The sequence below is a fragment of the Amycolatopsis sp. WAC 04182 genome, from assembly GCF_003947465.1.
Taxonomy (GTDB): Bacteria; Actinomycetota; Actinomycetes; order Mycobacteriales; family Pseudonocardiaceae; genus Amycolatopsis.
In genome coordinates this window covers 1,158,584-1,179,645 of the sequence record NZ_QHJJ01000002.1, presented here as the reverse complement: position 1 = coordinate 1,179,645, position 21,062 = coordinate 1,158,584, and the positions used below count along the sequence as shown (strand labels likewise).

Annotated in this window: 21 protein-coding genes and 1 riboswitch; of the genes, 11 read left to right on the top strand and 10 right to left on the bottom strand. The window is 69.2% G+C overall.

All coding sequences use genetic code 11. From position 1 onward, the window contains the following. Window position 1: 1 nt before the first annotated feature. The 3 genes from DMH01_RS12790 to DMH01_RS12780 all read left to right on the top strand — a co-directional run bounded on the left by DMH01_RS12790 (window position 2) and on the right by DMH01_RS12780 (window position 4,118). Window positions 2–847, top strand: a complete 846-nt coding sequence (locus DMH01_RS12790) for a DegV family protein (protein ID WP_125676242.1) — start codon at window positions 2–4, stop codon at window positions 845–847. Between the two features lie 146 nt (window positions 848–993). Continuing rightward, the gene (locus tag DMH01_RS12785) at window positions 994–1,716 is read left to right on the top strand and encodes a ComEA family DNA-binding protein (RefSeq protein WP_125676240.1); all 723 of its coding nucleotides are present in this window, start codon (window positions 994–996) and stop codon (window positions 1,714–1,716) included. Next, window positions 1,713–4,118, top strand: a complete 2,406-nt coding sequence (locus DMH01_RS12780) for a ComEC/Rec2 family competence protein (RefSeq protein WP_125676238.1) — start codon at window positions 1,713–1,715, stop codon at window positions 4,116–4,118. The genes DMH01_RS12785 and DMH01_RS12780 overlap by 4 nt, the downstream gene beginning before the upstream one ends. Window positions 4,119–4,135: 17 nt before the next feature. Here the strand turns inward: DMH01_RS12780 and thrC are convergent, their stop codons facing one another. Beyond that, the gene (gene thrC, locus DMH01_RS12775) at window positions 4,136–5,401 is read right to left on the bottom strand and encodes a threonine synthase (RefSeq protein ID WP_125676236.1); all 1,266 of its coding nucleotides are present in this window, start codon (window positions 5,399–5,401) and stop codon (window positions 4,136–4,138) included. 13 nt (window positions 5,402–5,414) lie between these two features. Further along, a riboswitch (SAM riboswitch) is annotated at window positions 5,415–5,547 on the bottom strand. A gap of 135 nt (window positions 5,548–5,682) precedes the next feature. On the opposite strand from thrC, the gene holA reads away from it, so the two are divergent. Continuing rightward, on the top strand, window positions 5,683–6,666 hold the full coding sequence (gene holA / locus DMH01_RS12770; protein ID WP_125676234.1) for a DNA polymerase III subunit delta: 984 nt from the start codon (window positions 5,683–5,685) through the stop codon (window positions 6,664–6,666). Window positions 6,667–6,716: 50 nt separating this feature from the next. Here holA and rpsT read toward each other — a convergent pair whose 3' ends face one another. Then, window positions 6,717–6,977: a 30S ribosomal protein S20 gene (gene rpsT / locus DMH01_RS12765; RefSeq protein ID WP_007034798.1), complete on the bottom strand. Its 261-nt coding sequence runs from the start codon at window positions 6,975–6,977 to the stop codon at window positions 6,717–6,719. Window positions 6,978–7,335: 358 nt separating this feature from the next. On the opposite strand from rpsT, the gene DMH01_RS12760 reads away from it, so the two are divergent. Both DMH01_RS12760 and DMH01_RS12755 read left to right on the top strand, forming a co-directional pair. After that, window positions 7,336–8,214 (top strand): EamA family transporter, encoded by an 879-nt coding sequence (locus tag DMH01_RS12760; RefSeq protein WP_199745458.1) that lies wholly within the window; start codon window positions 7,336–7,338, stop codon window positions 8,212–8,214. 23 nt (window positions 8,215–8,237) lie between these two features. Beyond that, window positions 8,238–8,612 (top strand): VOC family protein, encoded by a 375-nt coding sequence (locus DMH01_RS12755; RefSeq protein WP_125676229.1) that lies wholly within the window; start codon window positions 8,238–8,240, stop codon window positions 8,610–8,612. On the opposite strand, the gene DMH01_RS12750 is transcribed toward DMH01_RS12755, so the two are convergent. Then, window positions 8,609–9,196, bottom strand: a complete 588-nt coding sequence (locus DMH01_RS12750; protein WP_125676228.1) for a class I SAM-dependent methyltransferase — start codon at window positions 9,194–9,196, stop codon at window positions 8,609–8,611. The two genes, DMH01_RS12755 and DMH01_RS12750, sit on opposite strands and share 4 nt — an antisense overlap. 113 nt (window positions 9,197–9,309) lie before the next feature. On the opposite strand from DMH01_RS12750, the gene lepA reads away from it, so the two are divergent. Then, the gene (gene lepA, locus DMH01_RS12745; protein ID WP_034316306.1) at window positions 9,310–11,151 is read left to right on the top strand and encodes a translation elongation factor 4; all 1,842 of its coding nucleotides are present in this window, start codon (window positions 9,310–9,312) and stop codon (window positions 11,149–11,151) included. Window positions 11,152–11,203: 52 nt separating this feature from the next. Here the strand turns inward: lepA and DMH01_RS12740 are convergent, their stop codons facing one another. Together DMH01_RS12740 and DMH01_RS12735 are read right to left on the bottom strand one after the other, a co-directional pair. After that, window positions 11,204–11,650 (bottom strand): pyridoxamine 5'-phosphate oxidase, encoded by a 447-nt coding sequence (locus DMH01_RS12740; RefSeq protein ID WP_125676226.1) that lies wholly within the window; start codon window positions 11,648–11,650, stop codon window positions 11,204–11,206. 57 nt (window positions 11,651–11,707) lie between these two features. Next, window positions 11,708–13,471: a family 20 glycosylhydrolase gene (locus DMH01_RS12735; RefSeq protein WP_199745457.1), complete on the bottom strand. Its 1,764-nt coding sequence runs from the start codon at window positions 13,469–13,471 to the stop codon at window positions 11,708–11,710. A 152-nt stretch (window positions 13,472–13,623) separates the two neighbouring features. Between DMH01_RS12735 and DMH01_RS12730 the strand changes: the two genes are divergently transcribed. Further along, window positions 13,624–14,673, top strand: a complete 1,050-nt coding sequence (locus DMH01_RS12730; protein ID WP_125676224.1) for a nitronate monooxygenase — start codon at window positions 13,624–13,626, stop codon at window positions 14,671–14,673. On the opposite strand, the gene DMH01_RS12725 is transcribed toward DMH01_RS12730, so the two are convergent. The 3 genes from DMH01_RS12725 to DMH01_RS12715 form a co-directional block, all read right to left on the bottom strand. After that, window positions 14,648–16,123 (bottom strand): amino acid permease, encoded by a 1,476-nt coding sequence (locus tag DMH01_RS12725; protein ID WP_125676222.1) that lies wholly within the window; start codon window positions 16,121–16,123, stop codon window positions 14,648–14,650. The genes DMH01_RS12730 and DMH01_RS12725 overlap by 26 nt on opposite strands. Window positions 16,124–16,202: 79 nt before the next feature. Continuing rightward, window positions 16,203–17,246, bottom strand: a complete 1,044-nt coding sequence (locus tag DMH01_RS12720) for an alpha/beta hydrolase (RefSeq protein ID WP_125676220.1) — start codon at window positions 17,244–17,246, stop codon at window positions 16,203–16,205. Window positions 17,247–17,417: 171 nt separating this feature from the next. Then, window positions 17,418–18,395 carry a zinc-binding dehydrogenase gene (locus tag DMH01_RS12715; protein ID WP_125676218.1) on the bottom strand — a complete coding sequence of 326 codons (978 nt, stop codon included), beginning with the start codon at window positions 18,393–18,395 and terminating at the stop codon, window positions 17,418–17,420. A gap of 59 nt (window positions 18,396–18,454) precedes the next feature. Between DMH01_RS12715 and DMH01_RS12710 the strand changes: the two genes are divergently transcribed. The 3 genes from DMH01_RS12710 to DMH01_RS12700 are packed head-to-tail and all read left to right on the top strand — an operon-like array spanning window position 18,455 to window position 19,502. Further along, the gene (locus tag DMH01_RS12710) at window positions 18,455–18,658 is read left to right on the top strand and encodes a hypothetical protein (protein WP_125676216.1); all 204 of its coding nucleotides are present in this window, start codon (window positions 18,455–18,457) and stop codon (window positions 18,656–18,658) included. 11 nt (window positions 18,659–18,669) lie between these two features. Further along, on the top strand, window positions 18,670–19,149 hold the full coding sequence (locus tag DMH01_RS12705; protein ID WP_125676214.1) for a ribonuclease domain-containing protein: 480 nt from the start codon (window positions 18,670–18,672) through the stop codon (window positions 19,147–19,149). Next, window positions 19,146–19,502 carry a barstar family protein gene (locus tag DMH01_RS12700; protein ID WP_125676213.1) on the top strand — a complete coding sequence of 119 codons (357 nt, stop codon included), beginning with the start codon at window positions 19,146–19,148 and terminating at the stop codon, window positions 19,500–19,502. Before DMH01_RS12705 ends, DMH01_RS12700 begins: the two co-directional genes overlap by 4 nt. Here the strand turns inward: DMH01_RS12700 and DMH01_RS12695 are convergent. Next, complete coding sequence (locus DMH01_RS12695; RefSeq protein ID WP_125676211.1) at window positions 19,499–20,272, bottom strand: enoyl-CoA hydratase family protein; 774 nt, start codon at window positions 20,270–20,272, stop codon at window positions 19,499–19,501. The two genes, DMH01_RS12700 and DMH01_RS12695, sit on opposite strands and share 4 nt — an antisense overlap. A gap of 77 nt (window positions 20,273–20,349) precedes the next feature. Then, window positions 20,350–20,973: a cyclase gene (locus tag DMH01_RS12690; RefSeq protein ID WP_125676209.1), complete on the bottom strand. Its 624-nt coding sequence runs from the start codon at window positions 20,971–20,973 to the stop codon at window positions 20,350–20,352. Window positions 20,974–21,062: the final 89 nt, after the last annotated feature.

The window sequence follows — 21,062 nt, the reverse complement described above, 5'->3', positions numbered from 1 at the left end:
CGTGTCGGTCGCCGTAGTCACGGATTCCACCGCCCACCTGCCGGAAGGCTTCGCCGAACGGAACGGGATCCGGGTGGTCCCGCTGCACGTCCTCGTGGACGGTGTCGTCTTCCTCGACGGCGTCGAAATGGGCCCCGCCGCGCTGGCCGAGGCACTCGGCAAACGCAGACTGGTGACGACGTCCCGGCCGACACCCGCCGAATTCGTCAAGGAGTTCCGGGCGGCGCTGGCCGAGGGCGCGGACGCCGTCGTGTCGGTGCACCTGTCCCGGGAGTTGTCCGGGACCTGGGAGGCCGCGGTGCTCGCGGCCCAGGAGGTCGGACCGGACAAGGTGCGCGTGGTCGATTCGCGCAGCACCGCGATGGGGCTCGGCTTCGCCACTCTGCGCGCGGCGAGTGCCGCCGCGGACGGGGCAGACCCCGCCGAGGTGGAGGCCGCCGCGGTCGACGCGGTGGGCCGCTCGGAGACCCTGTTCGCCGTCGAAACCCTCGAATACCTGCGCCGCGGCGGGCGGATCGGCCCGGCGGCCGCCCTGCTCGGCACGGCGCTCGCGGTGAAACCGGTGCTCCACATGTCCGAAGGCCGGATCCAGCCGTTGGAGAAGGTGCGGACGATGAATCGCGCGGTGGCGCGGCTGGTCGAACTCGCCGTGAAAGCGGCGGAAGGCGGGCTCGCCGACATCGCCGTCCACCATCTCGCTTCACCCGAGCGTGCCGTCGAGCTGGCCAACCGGCTCGAGGAGTCCATCAACTGCCCGGACGGGTGCGTGGTCTCGGAGATCGGCGCCGTCATCGGGGCCCACACCGGCCCCGGCGTGCTCGGTGTCGTGATCCAGCGAGCGGGTTGAGGAAACCGTCCATCGTCCCATAAGACGCCGACGGAAACCGGTGATCCGGTCTCGGCCGGGGCCGGGTTGTCCACAACACCCCACTTGTCCACAGCATCGGGATTCACCACTGCCGCCCGTCCCTCCCGCTCCGTAGCGTCGTTCACGTGTTCGACCAAACCGCCCGTCCATCGGGACCCTCCGTCAACGCCAGGCTGGCGTGGCTGACAGCGCAGCTGTCGTCGCCCACCCAGGGCCCGCCCGCGGGCAGGCTCGTCCGCCGCTGGGTGCCCGCCCGGTTCACGGCGGACGGGATTCCGGTGAACCGGCGGTGGCTCGCCGTGGTGGCCGTGCTGATCGCGGTGGCCGTGATCGTGACCGGCGCGATCGCCTTGTTCGGACACCGGCCGGGGGCGGAGACCCCGCCGCCCCTGCCGTCGGCGAAGGCCGCCGGAGACGTCCCCGCCGCGGCGGGCAAGGCGCCCCTGGTGATCAGCGTCGTCGGCCGGGTCCTCAAACCCGGCCTGGTCACGGTTCCTCCGGGCGCACGGGTCGCCGATGCCCTCTCGGCGGCCGGTGGGGCACAGCCCGGAACGGATCTGACCGGAGTGAATCTGGCCCGGCGGCTCACCGACGGCGAGCAGGTGGCCGTCGGCATCGCCGTCCCGGCCGCGGCCGGGACGGCGGCACCGCCGGGGAAGCTCGACCTGAACTCGGCCACGGCCGAGCAACTCGACACCCTGCCCGGGGTCGGCGAAGTGATGGCGAAACGCATCGTCGACTGGCGGTCCGGGCACGGCGGGTTCACCACGGTCGAGCAACTCCGTGACGTAGAAGGGATCGGCGAAAGCAAGTTCAAGAAGGTCCGGGAATTGGTGTCCGTCGGATGAACCCGTCCGCCGATCCGTCCGAAGTGGACACCGCGTCGTGGCGAGGGCAGGACCTGCGGCTGATACCGGCCGCGGCGACTGCCTGGCTCGGCACTCTTTCCGGGCTGCTGGGCGGCTGGTGGATCACGATGCTCTGCGGTGCGGCCGCCGTGGTGCTCGCGATCGCCGCCGGTGTCCGTGCCCGCCGGACGGCGTCCCGGTGGGTGGCGGGCCTGGGTGCTCTGGCGGTCCTCGGCGTGCTCACCGCCGGTCCGGTGGCGCTGCGGATCCGGGCCGCCGAGCATGACGACCTCCGTGCCGCCGCCGCACGGGGGAGTGACGTCGCCGCGAGGGTGGTGGTCACCGAACGGCCACGTCCGGTCCGCGGTGCCGGATACGCCGATCGCCGGGCAGGCACCCGCCTGGTGGTCATCGCCGCGACGGTGGACACCGCGGTGACGGGTGAGCGGGTGGTGGATTCGTCCGGCCGGATCCTCCTGCTCGCTCCTGCCGAGGGGTGGACGGACCTATTGCCCGGGCAGCAGGTCACCGCCTCAGGGCGGCTCGCGCCGTCGAAGGGGGCCGAACTGACGGTCGCGGTCCTCTCGGTGCGGGGCCCGCCGTCGGCCCTCGGGCCGGCGCCTTGGTGGCAGCGAGCCGCGGAATCGCTGCGCGCCGGGCTCCGGGAGCTGTGTGCCGTCCTCCCGGAGGAGCAGGCCGGTCTCGTGCCCGGGCTGGTCGTGGGGGACACGAGCACACTGTCCCCGAGGGTCGAACGCGAGTTCACGGATTCCGGCATGTCCCACCTGATGGCCGTGAGCGGTGGGAACGTGGCGATCGTCTGCGGCTCGATCCTTCTCCTGCTGAGGGTGCTCCGGGTCGGGCCGCGGACTTCCGCCGCCGCGGCCGCCGCGGGGCTCGCCGGGTTCGTGGTCCTCGCCGGGCCCGCGCCCAGCGTGCTCCGCGCCGGGGTGATGGGGGCGGTCGGGCTGCTGGCGCTGGCACTGGGGCGCCGGGGTTCGGCGCTGCCCGCGCTGGCGTTCGCGGTGGCGGGGCTCGTCGTGGCCGACCCCGCGATGGCCGTCGACTTCGGGTTCGCGCTTTCGGTGCTGGCCACGGCCGGTCTGGTACTGCTGGCGCCGAGGTGGGCGGAATGGCTGGTCGGACGCGGTGTCCCGGCCGGCTACGCCGAGGGGCTGACCATCCCGTTGGCCGCGTTCGTGGTGACGACCCCGGTCATCGCGGGCATGGCGGGATCGGTCAGTCTCGTCTCGGTGGTGACCAACGTGCTCGCCGCGCCGGTGGTCGCCCCGGCCACCGTGTTCGGCGTGCTCGCCACTGTCGTCGGCCCTTGGTGGCCGTCGGCGGGAAGGCTGCTGGTCCGCCTGACCGAACCCGAGGCGAGCTGGCTCATCACCGTGGCCCGCCACGGCGCCCGTGCACCGGGAGCGGTCATGGACTGGCCGGATGGCTGGTGGGGCGGGCTTCTGGCAGCCGGACTGCTTGTCGTCCTGCTCGCCGCCATCCGGCTGCGGCACGCCAGGATCCTCCTTGCGGTCGCGTTGGCCGCCGGGCTGCTCGTCTTCGTACCGGTGCGGGTGCTGGCTCCGGCGTGGCCGCCGGCGTCGTGGAGTGCCGTCGCCTGCGACGTCGGGCAGGGTGATGCCGTCGTCCTCGCCACGGGCGAGCAAGGACGGGCGGTCCTGGTCGACACCGGGCCGGAACCGGGGCCGGTCGACGAATGCCTGAGCAGGCTCGGCGTCGACCGGGTGCCGCTGATCGTGCTGAGTCATCTGCACGCCGACCACATCGGCGGCCTCGAATCCGTCTTCGAGGGCAGATCGGTCGGGGCGGTCGCCGTCGGCCCCGGCCGGGCTCCCGCCTGGGCGTGGCAGCAGGTCGCGGACGAGACCGCGCGCCGCGGGATTCCCTTGCTGGAGCTGGAGATCGGGCAACGGCTGGACTGGCCGGGGTTGTCACTGGACGTACTGGGTCCGCGGTACGTCACCAGCCGATCGGCCCGCGAACAGGACGGCACGGTGATCAACAACGGTTCCGTCGTCCTGCGTGCCGGGACTCCTGCGGGCCGAGTGCTGCTGACGGGCGACATCGAGCTCGCCGCGCAGGCCGACCTGATGGCCGAGGGCGCCGAACTGCGTGCCGAGGTCCTGAAGGTCCCGCACCACGGAAGCCGTTACACGGCACCGGATTTCCTCAACGCCGTCGCGCCGCGGGCGGCGTTGGTGAGCGTCGGCGCCGGGAACACCTATGGGCATCCAAATAAGTCCACTTTGGACAATCTGGTGGCCGTTGGCGCGTCGGTCGCCAGGACCGACACGGACGGCGACACCGCGGTCCTCGCCGACGCGCGAGGTCTCGCCCTGGTACGCCGGGGTGAGCCCCGCGGCCCGCCTCGTTCTTGAGACGGGCCGCCGGGAACTCAGATGCCCAGAGCCTCGCGGACCGCGTCGGCCGAGGCGCTGACGGTGGCCTTGGGGCCGATCTTGTCCTCGACGGCGTCGAGGGTCTTGAGGCCGTCACCGGTGATCAGCAGGACGATCTCCTCGTCCGGGTCGAGCTTGCCGGTCTTGATGAGCTTCTTGGCCGTCGCGACCGTGACGCCGCCGGCGGTCTCGGTGAAGATGCCCTCGGTGCGGGCGAGCAGCCGGATGCCTTCGACGACCTCTTCGTCGCTGACGTCTTCGATCGCGCCACCAGTGCGGTTGACCACGTCGAGGACGTAGGGGCCGTCGGCCGGGTTCCCGATCGCCAGCGACCGGGCGATCGTGTCCGGCTTGACCGGCTGGACGACGTCGTGCCCCGCACGGAAGGCCGCCGAGACGGGGGAGCAGCCGGTGGCCTGCGCGCCGAACACCTTGTACGGCGTCTCGTCGACGAGGCCGAGCTGCCCGAACTCGCGGAAACCCTTGTCCACCTTGGTGAGCTGCGAACCGGAGGCGATCGGCACCACGATCTGGGAGGGAAGCCGCCAGCCGAGCTGTTCGGCGACCTCGAAGGCCAGCGTCTTGGAGCCTTCCGAGTAGTAGGGCCGGACGTTCACGTTGACGAACGCCCAGCTCTCCTGCTCGGCGGCGAGCTGGGTGGCGAGCCGGTTCACGTCGTCGTAGTTGCCGTCGACCGCGATCAGGTCACCGTCGTACACGGCGGTGGTGAGGATCTTGGCGCGTTCCAGGGTCTTCGGGATCAGCACGACCGACCGCCAGCCTGCCCGGGCCGCCGCGGCGGCGACGGCGTTGGCCAGGTTGCCGGTCGAGGGACAGGCGAGCACGTCGAACCCGAACTCGCGGGCGGCGGCCAAAGCGACGGCGACCACGCGGTCCTTGAACGAGTGCGTGGGGTTGCCGGTGTCGTCCTTGACCCAGACCTTCTTGACGCCCAAGGCCTTCGCGAGCCTGTCGGCCTGGATGAGGCGGGTGGCGCCGGGTTCGGTGTTGGGGATCTCTTCGACGTTCGAGGGAACGGGAAGGAGTTTCTTGTAGCGCCAGATGTTCTTCGGTCCGGCTTCGATGTCCTCGCGGCGCACGCGGCCGAAGTCGTAGGCGACTTCGAGCGGCGAGAAGTCCTCGGCGGAAACGAATTCGGGGGCGAGCGGCTGCCGGTGTCCCTCTTCCTTCGACACCAGTTCGACGGCCGGTCCGAGATCCGGGGTCTTGGTGGTGGAGGTCGTGCCGAGGGTTGCGGTCATCGCGAGGTTCCTTTCCTCATCTGCCCCGCCATGGCGGGCCGGAATTGGCACCGTGTTCGTCAGCTATCCCGCGATCGCGGAATGACAGGCTGACGCCGGTTGCCGGGGCTTCATCGGGCCGTTCCCTCTGCCCCTCTGGATGAGCGGTATTCGATTGTCGGCACGCGTGTGATCGCGTCGCCTCGCCAACACCGTACGACATGAGGCTCACGTGGGGCCACAGTGCCCGCTACACATCACCGGACAAAGCACACGAGAGGAGGAGTGGGAGGATCGTCACCGTGACGACGCAAGCTTCCGCCCCATCGCCGCTGGTCCTGGTTCTCGGTGAGGAAGAGCTGCTGATCGAACGAGCGGTCCGCAGCGCCTCGGACGCGGCCAAGGCGGCCGACCCGACGGCGGATCTCACCCGGATCCGGGTGTCGGACCTCACAGTCCCGGCACTCGCGGAGATGGTCAGCCCCTCGCTGTTCGCCGAGGGCAGGGTCATCGTCCTCGAATCCGCGCACGACATCTCGCAGGAGCTCGCGGACGGGGTGATGGCCTACGTCAAGGCGCCCGCCGACGGCATCGTGCTCGTCGTCGTGCACAGCGGAGGTGGCCGGAGCAAGGCCGCGAAGGGGCTCCCCGCCGCCTTGAAGAAGGCCGGTGCGGAGGTCGTCGAATGCCCGAAACTGACCAAAGCCGCTGAGCGGGAATCCTTTGTCCGCAACGAGGTCCGCCGCGTCGGCGGGAAGATCGACGGCGCGGCCGTGCTCGCGCTGATCGACGCGGTCGGCTCGGATCTGCGTGAACTGTCGTCGGCCGCGACCCAGCTGGTCGCGGACGCCGGCGGAACGGTCGACGAGCAGGCGGTCCGGCGCTACCACCGGGGCCGCGCCGACGTGAACGGGTTCGCCGTCGCGGAGAAGGCCGTCGCCGGTGACAAGGCCGCCGCGCTGGAGTCGTTGCGCTGGGCGATGCAGCTGGGCGTGCCGCACGTGCTGGTCGCGGACGCCCTAGCCGACGCCGTCCGGACGATCGCGCGGGTCTCCGGGGCCGGTCGCGGGAACCCGAACCAGATGGCGGGTGAGCTGGGGATGCCGCCGTGGAAGGTGCGCAAGGCACAAGGGCAGGCCCGCGGCTGGGGCCAGGACGGGCTCGCCACCGCGATGCGGGTGGTCGCCCGGCTCAACGCCGAGGTCAAGGGGGTCGCGGCCAACCCGGAGTACGCGCTGGAGCGTGCCGTCCTGGAGGTCGTCGACGCCCACGGCACAAGCCGCTGAAACGGCGAAGGGCCCCGGCGACTCGCGTCGCCGGGGCCCTTCGAAGCCGATCAGAGAGAGTTCGCGCGCTTCGCCAGCGCGGACTTCTTGTTGGCGGCCTGGTTGGCGTGGAGAACGCCCTTGGTCACGGCCTTGTCCAGCTTCTTGGCCGCGTCCTTCTGCAGCTCCAGGGCCTTGGCCTTGTCGCCGGCGTCGGCGGCCTCGCGGAACTTGCGGATCGCGGTCTTCACCGAGGACCGGATCGCCTGGTTGCGCTGACGCGCCTTCTCGTTGGTGGTGATGCGCTTGATCTGCGACTTGATGTTGGCCACGGGGGCGCTCCTCTTGAATCTCTCGGTGGTTTCACCGCCGCGCTGTGACCGGCCCTGCTGCTCGTGAGAGCGCGCGGGTTTCCTCCATGACGGAATGCCACACGACGGTGAAGGGCAAGCTTAACAGCCGTCCGGGGCCGGCTCGCGGCCACCTCGGGACGGGTGCTTGAGGTACGGTGCGAAGCGTAGTGCCTAGGGTTCCGCCGCCTGCCCGCTCAGCGAAACACACAATCAGGGCAGACGGGACAGGTCCGAGCGGCACCATCGGCGGGGCCGGAAGCGCCGCCGTTCATCTGACGGGACAAAAGCCTGGAGGACCGGTGTTTTCCGCGTGCGCGGAAAACGTGAAAGGTCCGCCGTGAACGCCACCGCCCTGTCCTTCGTCGTCATCGCCGCCGTCATCCACGCGGGCTGGAATCTCGCGGCCAAGCGGATCCGTCGAGGCGGAGCCCGGTTCGTCTGGGCTTACTACAGCCTCTCCGCGATCCTGCTCGTCCCTGTCATGGCCGTCTCGCTGGTCGTGGAGCAGCAACGTCCACAGTGGACCTGGTTGTTCGCCGCGGTGGTCACGGCGGTGTTCCACGTCACCTACGGGATCGTCCTTCAGCGGGGCTACGCCGTCGGCGACCTTTCGGTCGTCTATCCCGTCGCCCGCGGTACCGGGCCGCTGATCTCGGTGCTCGCGGCCGTGGTCCTGCTCGGCGAGCGGCCAGGAGTGCTCGGTCTGGTGGGCGCGTTCCTCGTGGTCGCCGGGGTGCTGGTGATCGGCACCGGGCGGGCACCGGCGCACGCCGACGCCGCCGATCGTGTCGCTCGCCGCAAAGGCCTGGTGTACGGACTGCTGACCGGTCTCACGATCGCCGCCTACACACTGTGGGACGCCCATTCGGTCACGGGCCTCGGGGTCCCGCCGATCGTCTACTTCGGAACCGGCGCGATCGTGCAAAGCCTCCTCATGACGCCGTACGCGCTGAAGGACCGCGAAGAGGTCTCGTGGCTCTGGCGCGAACACAAGCGTGAGGTGCTCGTCGTCGGCGTGCTCTCGCCGATCGCCTACCTGTTGGTGCTCTACGCCCTCCAGATCGCTCCGGTGAGCCTCGTCGCACCGGCGAGGGAGCTGAGCATCGTCCTGGGTGGCCTCGCCGCCTGGCTGGTCCTGGGCGAGGCGAACGCCGTCCGCAGGCTGGCCGGGTCGATGGTGGTGCTGGCGGGGATCACCGCGATTGCGATGGCCTGAACCCATCCGGTAGGGATTGAGCCATGGACGTGCTGAGCAGCAGGGTGCTGATCCACCCGAAGGACCTCGACGTGTCGACGGCGTTCTATCGGGACACCCTGGGCCTGGCCATCGACAAGGAGTTCCCCGGCGGGACGGTGTTCTTCGCGGGGAACGGGTCGATCGAGATCGTCGGAACCGGGAAGACCGGCCCGACCCCGGACGTCGCCTTCTGGCTCCAGGTCCGGGATCTGCCCGCGGCTCTCGAGGAACTCGCGGAGAAGGGTCTGGAGCCCGTCCGTGGGGCACGACGTGAACCCTGGGGTCTGGACGAAGCGTGGATCGCCGACCCGGACGGCACCAGGATCGTGCTGGTCGAGGTGCCGCGTGAGCACCCGTTGCGCACTGATCCGCGCTAGGCCGAAGGCTTGATCGCGCGCAGCTGAGCGGCGAGCGAGGCGCCGAAGCCCGGCGGATCCCACGTCCAGGTCTGCAGATCGGTGAAGCCGGCGGCGGCCACTTCGTCGGCCAGCTCGTGCCGGGACACCGGCAGCCACTTCTCGTGCGACGACAGCAGCAGCCGCCCGCCGGGCCGCAACACGCGGAACAGTTCGGCGAACCCGGCCTCCCGGTCCTCCCACAACTGCACGTTGTTGACGCTCAGGACCACGTCGACGCTCTCGTCCGGCTGGCCTGTGGAGTCCGCGGTGCCGTGCCGTAGCTCCACCTCGTCGCCGCAGCGGCGGCGCGAGCGAGCGAGCATCTCCTGGGAGGGGTCGACGCCGATGGCGCGGGCCGCGCGCGCGGCCGTGGCTTGGAGACCGATGCCCGGGCCAGGGCCCACGACCAGGGCGGTTTCGCCGGACTCGATCGACGCCAGCTCGACGACGCGAAGCTCGGTGGCGGCGTTGCCGTGCGCCATCGCCCGGCCGCCGAACCGGCCGAGCAGTCCCCGGGGATGGCCGAACGTTCGGTCGAGTATCTGGGAGAGTGAAGTACTCATACTTCGAGGGCACCACAGCTCATCACGGGCCGCATCGGGGATGACCCCCACTCGCACCCGGAGCGGCATGGGACCATAGAGGTGGCACACCCCGACCTTCGCGAGGAAACCCGTTGACGACGTTCGCCGACACGACCTTCACGCCCCCGGAGCTCATCCGGAACTTCTGCATCATCGCGCACATCGACCACGGCAAGTCGACCCTGGCCGACCGGATGCTGCAGCTCACCGGCGTGGTCGAGGAACGGGCCATGCGGGCTCAGTACCTCGATCGAATGGACATCGAGCGGGAACGCGGCATCACCATCAAGGCGCAGAACGTGCGCCTGCCCTGGAAGGTCGACGGGCAGGACCACGTCCTGCACATGATCGACACCCCTGGCCACGTCGACTTCACCTACGAGGTCTCTCGCGCGCTCGAGGCGTGTGAAGGCGCCGTGCTGCTGGTCGACGCCGCGCAGGGGATCGAGGCGCAGACGCTCGCCAACCTGTACCTCGCGCTGGAGAACAACCTCCAGATCATCCCGGTGCTCAACAAGATCGACCTGCCGTCGGCGGATCCGGACAAGTACGCCGCCGAGATCGCGCACATCATCGGCTGCGAGCCCTCGGACGTGCTGCGCGTGTCCGCCAAGACCGGTGTCGGTGTCGGTGACCTGCTCGACGCGGTGGTGAAGCAGGTGCCCGCGCCGCAGGGTGACGCCGACGCCCCGGCACGGGCGATGATCTTCGACTCGGTGTACGACACCTACCGGGGCGTCGTGACCTACATCAGGGTCGTCGACGGCAAGATCACGCCGCGCGAGCGGATCAAGATGATGTCCACCGGCGCCACCCACGAACTCCTCGAGGTCGGGATCATCTCGCCGGAGCCCAAGGCCAGCAAGGGACTGGGGGTCGGTGAGGTGGGCTACCTCATCACCGGGGTGAAGGACGTCCGGCAGTCGAAGGTCGGTGACACCGTCACCTCCGAACGCCAGGGCGCGAAGGAGCCGCTCGCCGGCTACCGCGAGCCGAAGCCGATGGTCTACTCCGGCCTGTACCCGGTGGACGGTTCGGACTATCCGGACCTGCGCGAGGCCTTGGACAAGCTCCAGCTCAACGACGCCGCGCTGGACTACGAGCCCGAGACGTCGGTGGCGCTCGGCTTCGGCTTCCGCTGCGGCTTCCTCGGCCTGCTGCACCTGGAGATCACCCGCGACCGGCTGGAGCGCGAGTTCGGCCTCGACCTGATCTCCACGGCGCCGAACGTGGTCTACGACGTGGTGCTGGACGACGGCAAGGAGATCCACGTCACCAACCCGTCGGACTGGCCGACCGGGAACAAGATCGACAAGGTGCTCGAACCGGTCAGCAAGGTGAGCATCCTGGCGCCGTCGGAGTTCATCGGCACGATCATGGAGCTGTGCCAGAACAAGCGCGGCACGCTGCTCGGCATGGACTACCTGTCCGAGGACCGGGTCGAACTGCGGTACAACCTGCCGCTGGGCGAGATCATCTTCGACTTCTTCGACACGCTGAAGTCGCGGACGCGCGGTTACGCGTCACTGGACTACGAAGAGGCCGGCGCGCAGGCGGCGGACCTGGTCAAGGTGGACATCCTGCTTCAGGGCGAGGGCGTCGACGCGTTCTCCGCGATCGTGCACAAGGACGACGCCTACAACTACGGCAACCGCATGGTGAACCGGCTTCGCGAGCTGATCCCACGGCAGAACTTCGAGGTGCCGATCCAGGCCGCCATCGGCGCCCGCATCATCGCCCGCGAGACCATTCGCGCGATCCGCAAGGACGTGCTCGCGAAGTGCTACGGCGGTGACATCTCGCGTAAGCGCAAGCTGCTGGAAAAGCAGAAGGAAGGCAAGAAGCGGATGAAGACCGTCGGCCGGGTCGAGGTCCCGCAGGAGGCCTTCGTCGCCGCTCTGTCCACAGAGGACTCAGGCAAGAAGAAGCAGTGACGGCAGACGAAAAGGGCCGCCCGGATCACCATCCGGGCGGCCCTTTTTCGCGTCAGCGATTCCCGCTGATGCGGTTCGCCGTGACGAAGACGGCGACCCGGCGTTCGGCGGCCATCACGCGGTCGTACTCGTCCCAGTCGTCATGGGTCCCCGTCGCCGCGATGAAGACCTCGCGCAGCAACCGGGGAAGGCCGGCCGGGTCGAAAGCCGGATCCGGGTCGTCCGGTCCGATCAGGTGCGTGTTTCCCTGGACCGCCGCCCACTCCCAGCCGCGCCGGAAGGTGACCGTGGCGTGGCCCGCCCGGCGGAACAGGTCGAGTTTCTTTACTCCGCCCATCGCCACGAAGGCGACACCCGGTGCCTTGGTGACCGGGTCTTCGAAAACGCCGGCGTTGACCACCGAGGAGTGGACGGTGCCGTCCGCGCGGACCGTCGAAACGGTCGCGAGTCCGTTTTCGCGCAAGGAAAGTGTGCGGACGAGTTCGAGGTCTGCGGCCATGGGACCACCGTAGCCCGCCCGGCCCCGGGAGGAGGGCCGAGCGGACCGCCGGAGGGGTCAGCAGGTGCCGTTGTCGCGCCAGACACCCCATTGGCCGCCTGCGCCGGGTTCCTCACCTTGCGTCCACCACTGCGCCGTCCACTTGTGCCCGTTGTGGGAAACGGTCGCTCCACCGGTGTAGACCGAAGCGCGGTCCCAGGCCGGAAGCGAGCAGGTGCCCGGGTTTCCGGATCCGGTTTCCCAAGGCACCTGGCTCGACTTGTAGTAGTCGAGGCCCTGGGCCTGCCACCGCGGGGCTTGAGCGCCGAGGCGTACTCGGAAGGTGTTCCAATCGTGGGTCGACCACGGTGACCAGCCGAGTTCGGCGTGCGCGGGGAGCCGGGGGAAGGCGAGGTAGTCGATGTTCGCCGGAGTGACCACGGTTTCGGTCCACAGCGGCGATTCGACGCCGCGGACGGCGGATTCGGGCACACCGGACAGGTAGGCGCCCGGGTTCCAGTTGTAGGCGTCCTGGACCTCGATGTAGCCGGCCCACGAGAGCCCGATCGGGGTGCTGGAGTTGTACTTCATGTCCAGGTAGGCCTTGTTGGCCGGCGACAGGATCACCTTGCTGCCGCGGGCGACGGCGTTCGAGACCTCCGTGCTGGACGTCGTCGTGCCCCAGAACTGCGGAGTCGCCGTGGCCGGCAGGGTGGCCTTGCCGATCTCGTGCCAGCCGACGACCTGTTTGCCCGCGGCGGCCACCATCGGCAGCACCCGGTTCATGAACGTGCGGTAGTCCGCGTCGCTGGTGGCCTGGGCCTCGTCGCCGCCGAGATGGAAGTACGGCCCGGGCGTCAGCGCGGCGACCTCGCGGATGACGTCGTTGACGAAGGTGTAGGTGATCTCCTTCGAGATGCAGAGCGAGCTGTAGCCGACTGCGGTGTCGGTGCGCAGCGGGGGAGCGGTGTTGTTGCAGTTCAGCTCGGCATAGGAGGCCAGTGCGGCGTTGGTGTGCCCGGGCATGTCGATCTCCGGGATGACCGTGATGAACCGCGAGGCCGCGTAGTTCACGATCTCCGTGTACTGCGCCTTGGTGTAGTAGCCGCCGGCGCCACCGCCGACCTGGGTGCTGCCGCCGTAGGTGGTCAGTCGCGGCCAGCTGTCGATCTGGATGCGCCAGCCCTGGTCGTCGGCGAGGTGCAGGTGCAGGTTGTTGATCTTGTACTGCGCCAGCTGGTCGATGTACCGCTTGACGGTGGCGACCGGATGGAAATGCCGGGCGACGTCGAGCATCGCGCCTCGGTAGCCGAATCGCGGATAGTCCAGGATGTCGGCACCCGGGATCGTCCACGGACCCTGCTGGACCGTGGTGCTTTCGATCTTGCCTGGCAGCAGTTGTCGCAGCGTCTGTACGCCGCCGAAGAGACCTTGCGCGGTCGTCGCGCGCAGGACGACAGAAGCGGATGTCGAGTTGAGCTGGTAGCCCTGGTCGCCGACACGGGAGTCGGCTCCGGACAGCAGGAGTGAGATCCCGTCGGCCGGGGTGCCCGGTGGCGCGTCGGAGACGGGCAGGGGGAAGCCGGTGGAGGCGCGGAAGATCCCGGCGAGGTAGTCACCGACGGCCTTGGCCGGTGCCGAACCGGCCTGGGTGTAGATCTTGGTGTTCGCGGTCAGGGTGTGGTCGGAACCGGTGACCGCTCGGACCGAGACCGGGACCGGGACGATCGCCTGCAGTGGCGGGGTGGCCGCGTCGGCGACGGGGGCGGCTGCGGTGGTGGCGCCGGCGAGCAGCGCCACCCCGACGAAGGCGCGGCCCAACCGCGCTTTCAAGGTCTTCACCGGATGCCTCCAGGGGACAGGGGCGTGACGCACGTCACGCGCGGTCCGATCGTCGCATTTTCGGCGTTAAAGGTCTAGACCACCAAGGGGGAACCTTGGAGTGACTCGAACGTCACATTCCGTGTCGCCACGAGGGGACTATCGTCGGAAACGTGTTCGAAGATCTGCGTTTTCCCGTGATCGCGGCCCCGATGGCGGGCGGGCCGACCACTCCCGAGCTCGTGGCCGCGGTGACCGCGGCGGGAGGATTCGGCTTCCTGGCCGGGGGCTATCTGAGCGCCGATACCCTCTCAGACCGGATCGCGAAGACGGCCGAGCTGACCGGCGAGCCGTTCGGCGTGAACCTCTTCGTCCCGGGCGGCGCCGCCGAGGCGGACCTCGGCGCGCACATCGAGCGCTGGCGCGCCGAGGCCGAACGCCACGGTGTCGAGCCCGGCGAGCCACGCTGGGACGACGACGCCTATGCCGCGAAGCTCGACGTCGTCCTGGAGCGGAAGGTGCCGGTCGTTTCGTTCACCTTCGGGACACCTTCACCCGAGGACGTCGAACGCTTGCACGCCAACGGGAGCAGCGTGGTGGTCACCGTGACCGGCCCGGCGGAAGCCGATCAGGCCGTGGCCGTCGGCGCGGACGCCCTCGTGGTCCAGGGATTCGAGGCCGGAGCACATCGAGGGCTCTTCGCTGACGAGCCGGGAGCCGAAGGTGGCGGCGCGCAGTACGGCGTCCTCAGCCTGCTTCGCCTGGTCTCGGCGCGGACGGCTTTGCCGCTTGTCGCGACGGGCGGCCTCGTGCACGGCGCCGATATCGCGGCGGTGCTGGCGGCGGGGGCCGTCGCGGCACAACTGGGCACCGCTTTCCTGCGGGCGGACGAGGCCGGGACGCAGCCCGCGCACCGGCAGGCGCTCGCGGACGGAGGAAGGCCGACGGCGTTCACCAGGGCGTTCAGCGGACGTCCCGCCCGGTCGCTGGTCAACCGCGTGGTCGCGGATTTCTCGGCGACGGCGCCGTCGGCGTATCCGGAGGTCAACAACCTGACCAAACCGATCCGTGCGGCGGCGGGCAAGGCGGGCGACCCCGAGATCATGTCCCTCTACGCGGGGCAGACCTACGAACTCGCGGGCTCCGGCCCGGCGGCGTCGATCGTCGAACGCCTCCAGACCGAAGCCCGCGAAGCCGCTACGCGTTTGAGTCGTCTCCGCTGACCTGCTTCGCGTCGCCGTTGTCCGCGTTCATCGCGGAGTGACGGCGGCTGTAGGCGAAGTAGATGATCAGGCCGACGCCGAACCAGGCCGCGAACCGCAGCCAGGTCTCCGGGTTCAGGAACGTGATCAGCCAGATCGAGAAGACGACGCCGATGATCGGCACGATCGGCATACCCGGCGTCTTGAACGTGCGGGGCAGGTCGGGCTGCTTGTAGCGCAGCACGATCACCGCGATGCAGACGACGACGAACGCGAGCAGGATGCCGATGTTCGTCAGTTCCGCGGCCTCACCGATGGGCAGCAGCCCGGCGATGACCGCCGACGCGATGCCGAGCACCCAGGTCATCCGGCTCGGCACCTTGCGCACCGGGTGGGTCTTGCCGAACCACTTGGGCAGCAGGCCGTCGCGGCTCATCGAGTAGCCGACCCGGCTCGCGCCCATGAGGAAGGTGAACAGCACGGTGGTGATCCCGATGATCGCGCCGACGGCGATGATCAGGCCGAGCCACTTCATGCCCAGGCCGTCGAAGGCGCTGGAGAAGGCGGCCTCGCTGTCGATGTCCTTGTAGTTGACCATCCCGGTCAGGACCAGGCAGGCCAGCACGTAGAGCACCATCGAGATGGCGAGCGAGTAGATGATCGCCTTCGGCATGTGCTTCTGGGAGTCGGTCGATTCCTCGGCCGCAGTGGACATGGCGTCGTATCCGAAGACCGCGAAGAACACGGTCGCCGCGCCGGTGAAGGCGCCGCTGAGGCCGAACGGGAAGAAGTTCGAGTAGTTGTCGGTGTTGATGTGGAAGACGCCGACAACGATGACCAGCAGGACCAGGCCGACCTTCAGATAGACCAGCAGCGTTTCGAACCGGGCCGCGTTCTTCATGCCCTGGTTGAGGATGAAGGCGATCAGCAGGCACAGCAGCACGGCGAACAGGTTGATCTTGTAGGACCCCGGTTCGACCCCGGCCTTTTCGGTGCCTGGAGCGCCCAGCATCCACGTCGGGAGTTCGATGTTGAGATAGCCCAGGAGTTCGTTGAAGTAGCCGGAGATGCCGATCGCGACCACCGCCACGATCGCGGTGTACTCCAGCAGCAGGTCCCAGCCGATGAACCAGCCGACGATCTCGCCCAGCACGGTGTAGCCGTAGGTGTAGGCCGACCCGGCGCGGGGGATCAACCCTGCGAACTCGGCGTAGGAGAACGCGGCGGCGGCGCTGGCGATACCCGCGATGAGGAACGAGATGAGCACGGCGGGTCCGGCCGTCTTGTTCGCGACCGCGCCGGCCAGGGAGAAGATCCCCGCGCCGATGATGCCGCCGACGCCGATCGCGGTCAGCTGCCGCAGGCCGAGCGTGCGTTGGAGACCTCCGCCCCCACTGAGTTCTTCGATCTGATCGATCGGTTTACGGCGGAAAATCCCGGATCCCGAGCCCAGGCTGCGCGGTGCGGACATCGTCGTCTCCCAACAGGTTGTGACTTTCGAACTGGGTCACAGTCCGAAGGGCACCGTAGCGGGAGACCGGACATCGCACCTATCCGGCGACGGTGTCCTCGCTCACTTCGGCGGCCACGCGAGCGGCGATCTTCGACGGCCTGGACGCGCCGGCCGAGAAGTAGGTCAGCAACTCGGAGATCTCGACGGGGTCGTCCAGTTGCGGGCAGTGGCCCCAGTCCTCGCGCACCATCAGCCTGCTGTGCGGGACCAGCGCGTGCAGCTGGCGCCCGGAGGCGGCGCTGACCAGCTTGTCCTTGCCGCAGACGACCACCAGGAGCGGAACGCGGATCTCCTCCAGCCGATACGCGTTCGCCAGCTCCTCGACGAGTTGCCTCGCCTGGTCGAGCCGGGTGGTCGTGGACCGGTAGTCCGGGAAGAGCGAGGTGAACCGGCGGACCTGGTCGGCGTCCGCGGCGGAGGAATCGGCGTACAGCAGGCGGGGGACGACCTGCTCGGCGACGGCGCGCACGAGGAAACCGGGGATCGGCAGCGGCAGGGCCGAGTACATGCGGAGCGGCAGCGGGTACCGGGCCACGGTGCGGATGAGCCAGCTGTCCACGAAACCGGGCGCGGCGATCGACACCACGCCCGCGACCGGCAGCCGGTGGTTCTCGGCGGCCCGGAGGCTCATCGTGCCGCCGAGCGAGTTGCCGGCGAGCACCACCGTGCCGAGTACGGCCTGTTCCTTGACCACGGCCGCGGTGAACGCGTCCAGCTGCGGGAGCATCGGGCCCGGCCGCAAGGGCTGAGCGTCACCGAATCCGGGCAGATCGACCGCGACCGCCGGAACACCGGCGGCCGCGAGCAACTCCAGAACCGGGCGCCAGGTGTCGGCGCTGTCGCAATAGCCGTGCAGCAGCACCAGCCTCGGCGCCGTCGGCTTGACCTGTCCGCGCGCGGTGGCCCGCTTGCCGAGCACCCGGCGGGGTGCGCGGTCGGTGGACTCCACCGGCTGCGGCCCGACTTCGAGCACTCTGGTGCGGACACCGGCGTAGCGCCGGAACGAGACGCGGATCGGGTCGGCGTCGGTGCTGGTCCGGCCCCCGGGGTCCGCCGGTTCGGGCCGCTGCGATGCGGTCATCCTTCAAGGCTAACCGCGAGAGGTCGGATTTTGGTCGAACTTTGGTCGTGAAAAGCTCCCCGAGTCATAACGTTCTTGACACTTGACAAGACTGCGAAATGACTGCTTGACCTGGGCGGAACGCGCGGGCGTGCGCTTATGTGCGCGCTTCGCTCCGGCGAAAGAGAGAGCTCACCCCTCCGATGAATGGGTGAAGACCACCTTGCCGGAAGTTTCCCCGTCGAGCATGTTCTTAAACCCGGTTTCGGCTTCGGTGAGCGGCAGCTCGGCGCCGATCTGCGGCCGGACCCCCGTGAGTTCCAGGTAGGCGAGGAGATCGTTCAGTTCGTCCCTGGTCCCCATGGTCGAACCCGCGATACGCAGTTGCAGAAAGAACACGCGCTGCAACTCCGCGTGAGCATCCGGTCCGCTGGTCGAGCCCGAAACGACGATGATCCCGCCCGGTTTGAGCGACTTCACCGAGTGCGACCAGGTCGCCTTCCCGACGGTTTCGAAGACGGCGTCGACCCGCTCCGGCAGCCGCGCGCCGGACTCAAAGGTCTGATGTGCGCCCAGGCTCTCGGCCAGCGCACGCTTTTCCTCGCTACGCCCGGTCACCCAGACCCGGAATCCGGCCGCACGCCCGAGCTGGACGAGGGCGGTCGAGACGCCGCCGGAGGCGCCCTGCACGAGCATCGTCTGTCCCGGTCGCAGCCCGGACTTCACGAACAGCATCCGGTACGCGGTCAGCCACGCCGTGCCCATGGTCGCCGCTTCCGCGAAGGTCAGGCTCGACGGCTTCGGCACGACGTTGCGCGCCGGAACCACGACCTGCTCGGCGAAGGTGCCTTGGTGCTTCTCGGTCAGCAAGGTGCGCTTCGGGTCGAGAGTGTCGTCGCCCTGCCAGCCAGGGGCGTTGATCACCGAGTGGACGACGACCTCGGTGCCGTCGTCGAGAGTGCCCGCGCCGTCGCAGCCCAGGATCATCGGGAACTGCTCGGGTTTGATGCCGACGCCGCGCAGCGTCCACAGGTCGTGCATGTTGAGGCTGGCGGCCTTGACGTGGACCCGCACCCAGCCTTCGGGCACGTCGGGCTCGGGTCGCTTGCCGATCACGAGCGAGTCCAGCGGCTTTTCGGCGTTGGGTTCGGATGCGTAGACGGCGAACATGTCAGCAACCTACCTGGCCTGACCGGCGGGGGCAGTGCCTGCGAGCGTAGGCTCACATCGTGTTCAACGGGCTTGCAGACTGGTGGGACGGCGTCGAGCTGTGGCTCGCGCAGGCCCCGTTTCCCGTGCAGTTCGTGCTGGTCATGGCGGTCGTCGTACCGCTGTGCCTGGTCGCGGCCTGGGTGCTCGACTCGGTGTTCGGCAAGGTCGCCCGGATCTTCGGCACGGCCCGCGATGCGAACGACTCCGACCGGCCGTCCTAAGCTGGCACACCATGTTCAACCGTAGGCGGATCACCGCCGCCCTGATCGGCCTGATCGTGCTGGTGCTCGCAGGCTGGTTCGTCAAGGACGGCATCAGCGGTGACGACACGAAGAGCGCTCCGGCGAGTTCGTCCGCTTCGGCCGCGCCGTCGGGCGACGCCGCGGCGAGCCAGGCGAAGGGCAAGGTCGCGGGCGCGGAGTCCGGTCTCCCGGTCAAACCGCTCACCGGGCTTCCCTCGCAGGCGTCCGACACCTGGAAGCTCATCCAGGCGGGCGGGCCGTACCCGTACCCGCGCAACGACGACGTCACCTTCCAGAACCGGGAGAAGGTCCTGCCCGCCAAGGGTTCCGGCTACTACCGGGAGTACACGGTCAAGACGCCGGGCAGCCCTGATCGCGGGGCCAGGCGGCTGGTGACCGGTAGCGGCAAGGAGCTGTACTACACCGAGGACCACTACAAGTCCTTCGTCGTAGTGGATCCCAGCCGATGAGCGCGGGCAAGGAAGCGGCGGACAAGGCGTTCGCCCGCGGCGCGTACCCGCATCTGATCGACGGCGTGCGGACGGTCGACAAGGACACGACGCTCGACGCGATCGCGGAGGCGTTGTCGTTCCCCGATTACTTCGGGAAGAACCTCGACGCGCTCTACGACTGCCTCACCGACCTGTCGTGGCTCCCGGCCGGCGAGCACGTGCTGATCTGGTCCGGTTCCTCGGGTCTCCGGGAGCGCGATCCCAAGGCGTACCTGGCCGTTCGCAGCGTGCTTTCCGACGCGCAGCGGGCGCTGGGGCCTTCCGGTGACCGGAAGGACTCCCGGCGCCTCACCGTCGTCTTGCCCGATTAGGCCTCCGGGACCCAGTTCGGCTTGCGCTTCTGCGCGAAGGCCGTGATGCCCTCCTGGCCTTCTTCGCTCGCGAAGAACCCGGCGGACAGCTTGTTCATGGCCTCGAAGCCTTCGGACGGTGTCGCCGGACGCGGCTTGCTGAGCAGTTCCTTCGTGGCCGCGAGCGCTTTCGGCCCGCCGAGGGCGAGCGCCTTGACGTAGCGGGCGACCTCGTCGTCGAGTTCGTCGGCGGGAACGGTGGAGTTCAGCAGGCCGATCTCGACGGCGCGCTTCGCGTCGAAGGTGTCACCGGTCAGGAAGAGCTCGTGCGCGGCGCGGGCGTTGAGCCGCGGCAGCACGGTGAGCGAGATGACGGCGGGCACGACGCCGATCCGCACCTCGGAGAAGGCGAAGGTCGCTTCGGGCACGGCGACGGCGATGTCGGTCGCGGCCACCATGCCGATACCGCCTGCCCGCGCGGGGCCCGCGAGCCTCGCCACGACGGGTTTGGGGCTGGTCCACAGCTGCTCGAGGATCTTCGGGAACTCGTTGACGCCCTGGGCGCCCGCACCGGCGCCGCGGGCCTCCTTGAGATCCATGCCCGCGCAGAACACCGGACCGGTGTGGGTGAGCACGATGACTCGCACCGCGTCGTCCGCCTGTGCCTTGTCCAGTGACTCGCTCAGTTCACGCCGCAGCTGGGCGGAGAGCGCGTTGCGGTTGTGCGGGGAGTCCAAGGTGATCGTGGCGGTGCCGCCCACCACGTCGTAGTGCACCAGTTCGTCAGCCATGCCCCACCTTCGCATGGGCGAAGTCGGGCCGGGCAGTGGCCTGCGCCACCATCGCAGGATGGTGGCGCAGGCACGGGTCAGCCGATCGTCGTCGTGGTGAAGGTCGGGCTCGGGTTCGGGAAACAGGCGGTCGGGGCGGAGACGTCGAAGCCGGCGCTGACCACGGCGGTGAACGTCAGCCCCGGGTCGCTGTAGCTGGAACCGCCCAGTTTCGTCTCGATGGTGCCGGAAGAACCCGCGGTCAGGTGCGCGGTCACGGTCGGCAGTTCGAACGTCGAGCCGCCCGCGATCGGGCCGGGGAAGCTCAGCGTCGCGACGCTGCCGGAGACGGTGATCTTCGGCGGGGTCGAGCCGATGCCGGAGCCGCCGGCGAGGTCGGCGCCCACCCAGGTCGAGTTCGCCGGGATCGGGATCTTCAGGGAGAAGTCCTTGATGTTCTTGACCTGGTAGCCGCTGACCTCGGCCGGGACGGTGTTCGGCGCCGGGTCGATGACGACGTCGAGCGCGGCGCCGGGGGCGACCGTGGCCGGAGCGGTGACGTCGGCGTCCTGGTTCAGTTTGAGGTACTTGTTGCCGACGAGCGGCGGTTTCGCCTCGCAGTCGAAGACGACGGTGGTCGCCGCGGAAGCCGGTGCGGCGAGACCGACGAGCGGGACGAGCACGGCCGAGGCACAGACCAGGGCACGGAGGGCAGCCTTCATGTTCCACCTACCTGGGGGTTCGATGGGGAGAGAGGGAGCTGCGCAGCGTTTAGAGAGTTACCGGCAAGTTAAGTAACTCGTCAAGAAAT

Coding starts and splice junctions, on each gene's coding strand:
- DMH01_RS12715 (WP_125676218.1), bottom strand. CDS start 18,395: ATGTTCGCCGTCTACGCATCCGAACCCAACGCCGAAAAGCCGCTGGAC.
- DMH01_RS12725 (WP_125676222.1), bottom strand. CDS start 16,123: ATGTCCGCACCGCGCAGCCTGGGCTCGGGATCCGGGATTTTCCGCCGT.
- DMH01_RS12700 (WP_125676213.1), top strand. CDS start 19,146: ATGAGCGCGGGCAAGGAAGCGGCGGACAAGGCGTTCGCCCGCGGCGCG.
- DMH01_RS12755 (WP_125676229.1), top strand. CDS start 8,238: ATGGACGTGCTGAGCAGCAGGGTGCTGATCCACCCGAAGGACCTCGAC.
- DMH01_RS12750 (WP_125676228.1), bottom strand. CDS start 9,196: ATGAGTACTTCACTCTCCCAGATACTCGACCGAACGTTCGGCCATCCC.
- DMH01_RS12720 (WP_125676220.1), bottom strand. CDS start 17,246: ATGACCGCATCGCAGCGGCCCGAACCGGCGGACCCCGGGGGCCGGACC.
- DMH01_RS12695 (WP_125676211.1), bottom strand. CDS start 20,272: ATGGCTGACGAACTGGTGCACTACGACGTGGTGGGCGGCACCGCCACG.
- thrC (WP_125676236.1), bottom strand. CDS start 5,401: ATGACCGCAACCCTCGGCACGACCTCCACCACCAAGACCCCGGATCTC.
- DMH01_RS12690 (WP_125676209.1), bottom strand. CDS start 20,973: ATGAAGGCTGCCCTCCGTGCCCTGGTCTGTGCCTCGGCCGTGCTCGTC.
- DMH01_RS12780 (WP_125676238.1), top strand. CDS start 1,713: ATGAACCCGTCCGCCGATCCGTCCGAAGTGGACACCGCGTCGTGGCGA.
- DMH01_RS12705 (WP_125676214.1), top strand. CDS start 18,670: ATGTTCAACCGTAGGCGGATCACCGCCGCCCTGATCGGCCTGATCGTG.
- DMH01_RS12740 (WP_125676226.1), bottom strand. CDS start 11,650: ATGGCCGCAGACCTCGAACTCGTCCGCACACTTTCCTTGCGCGAAAAC.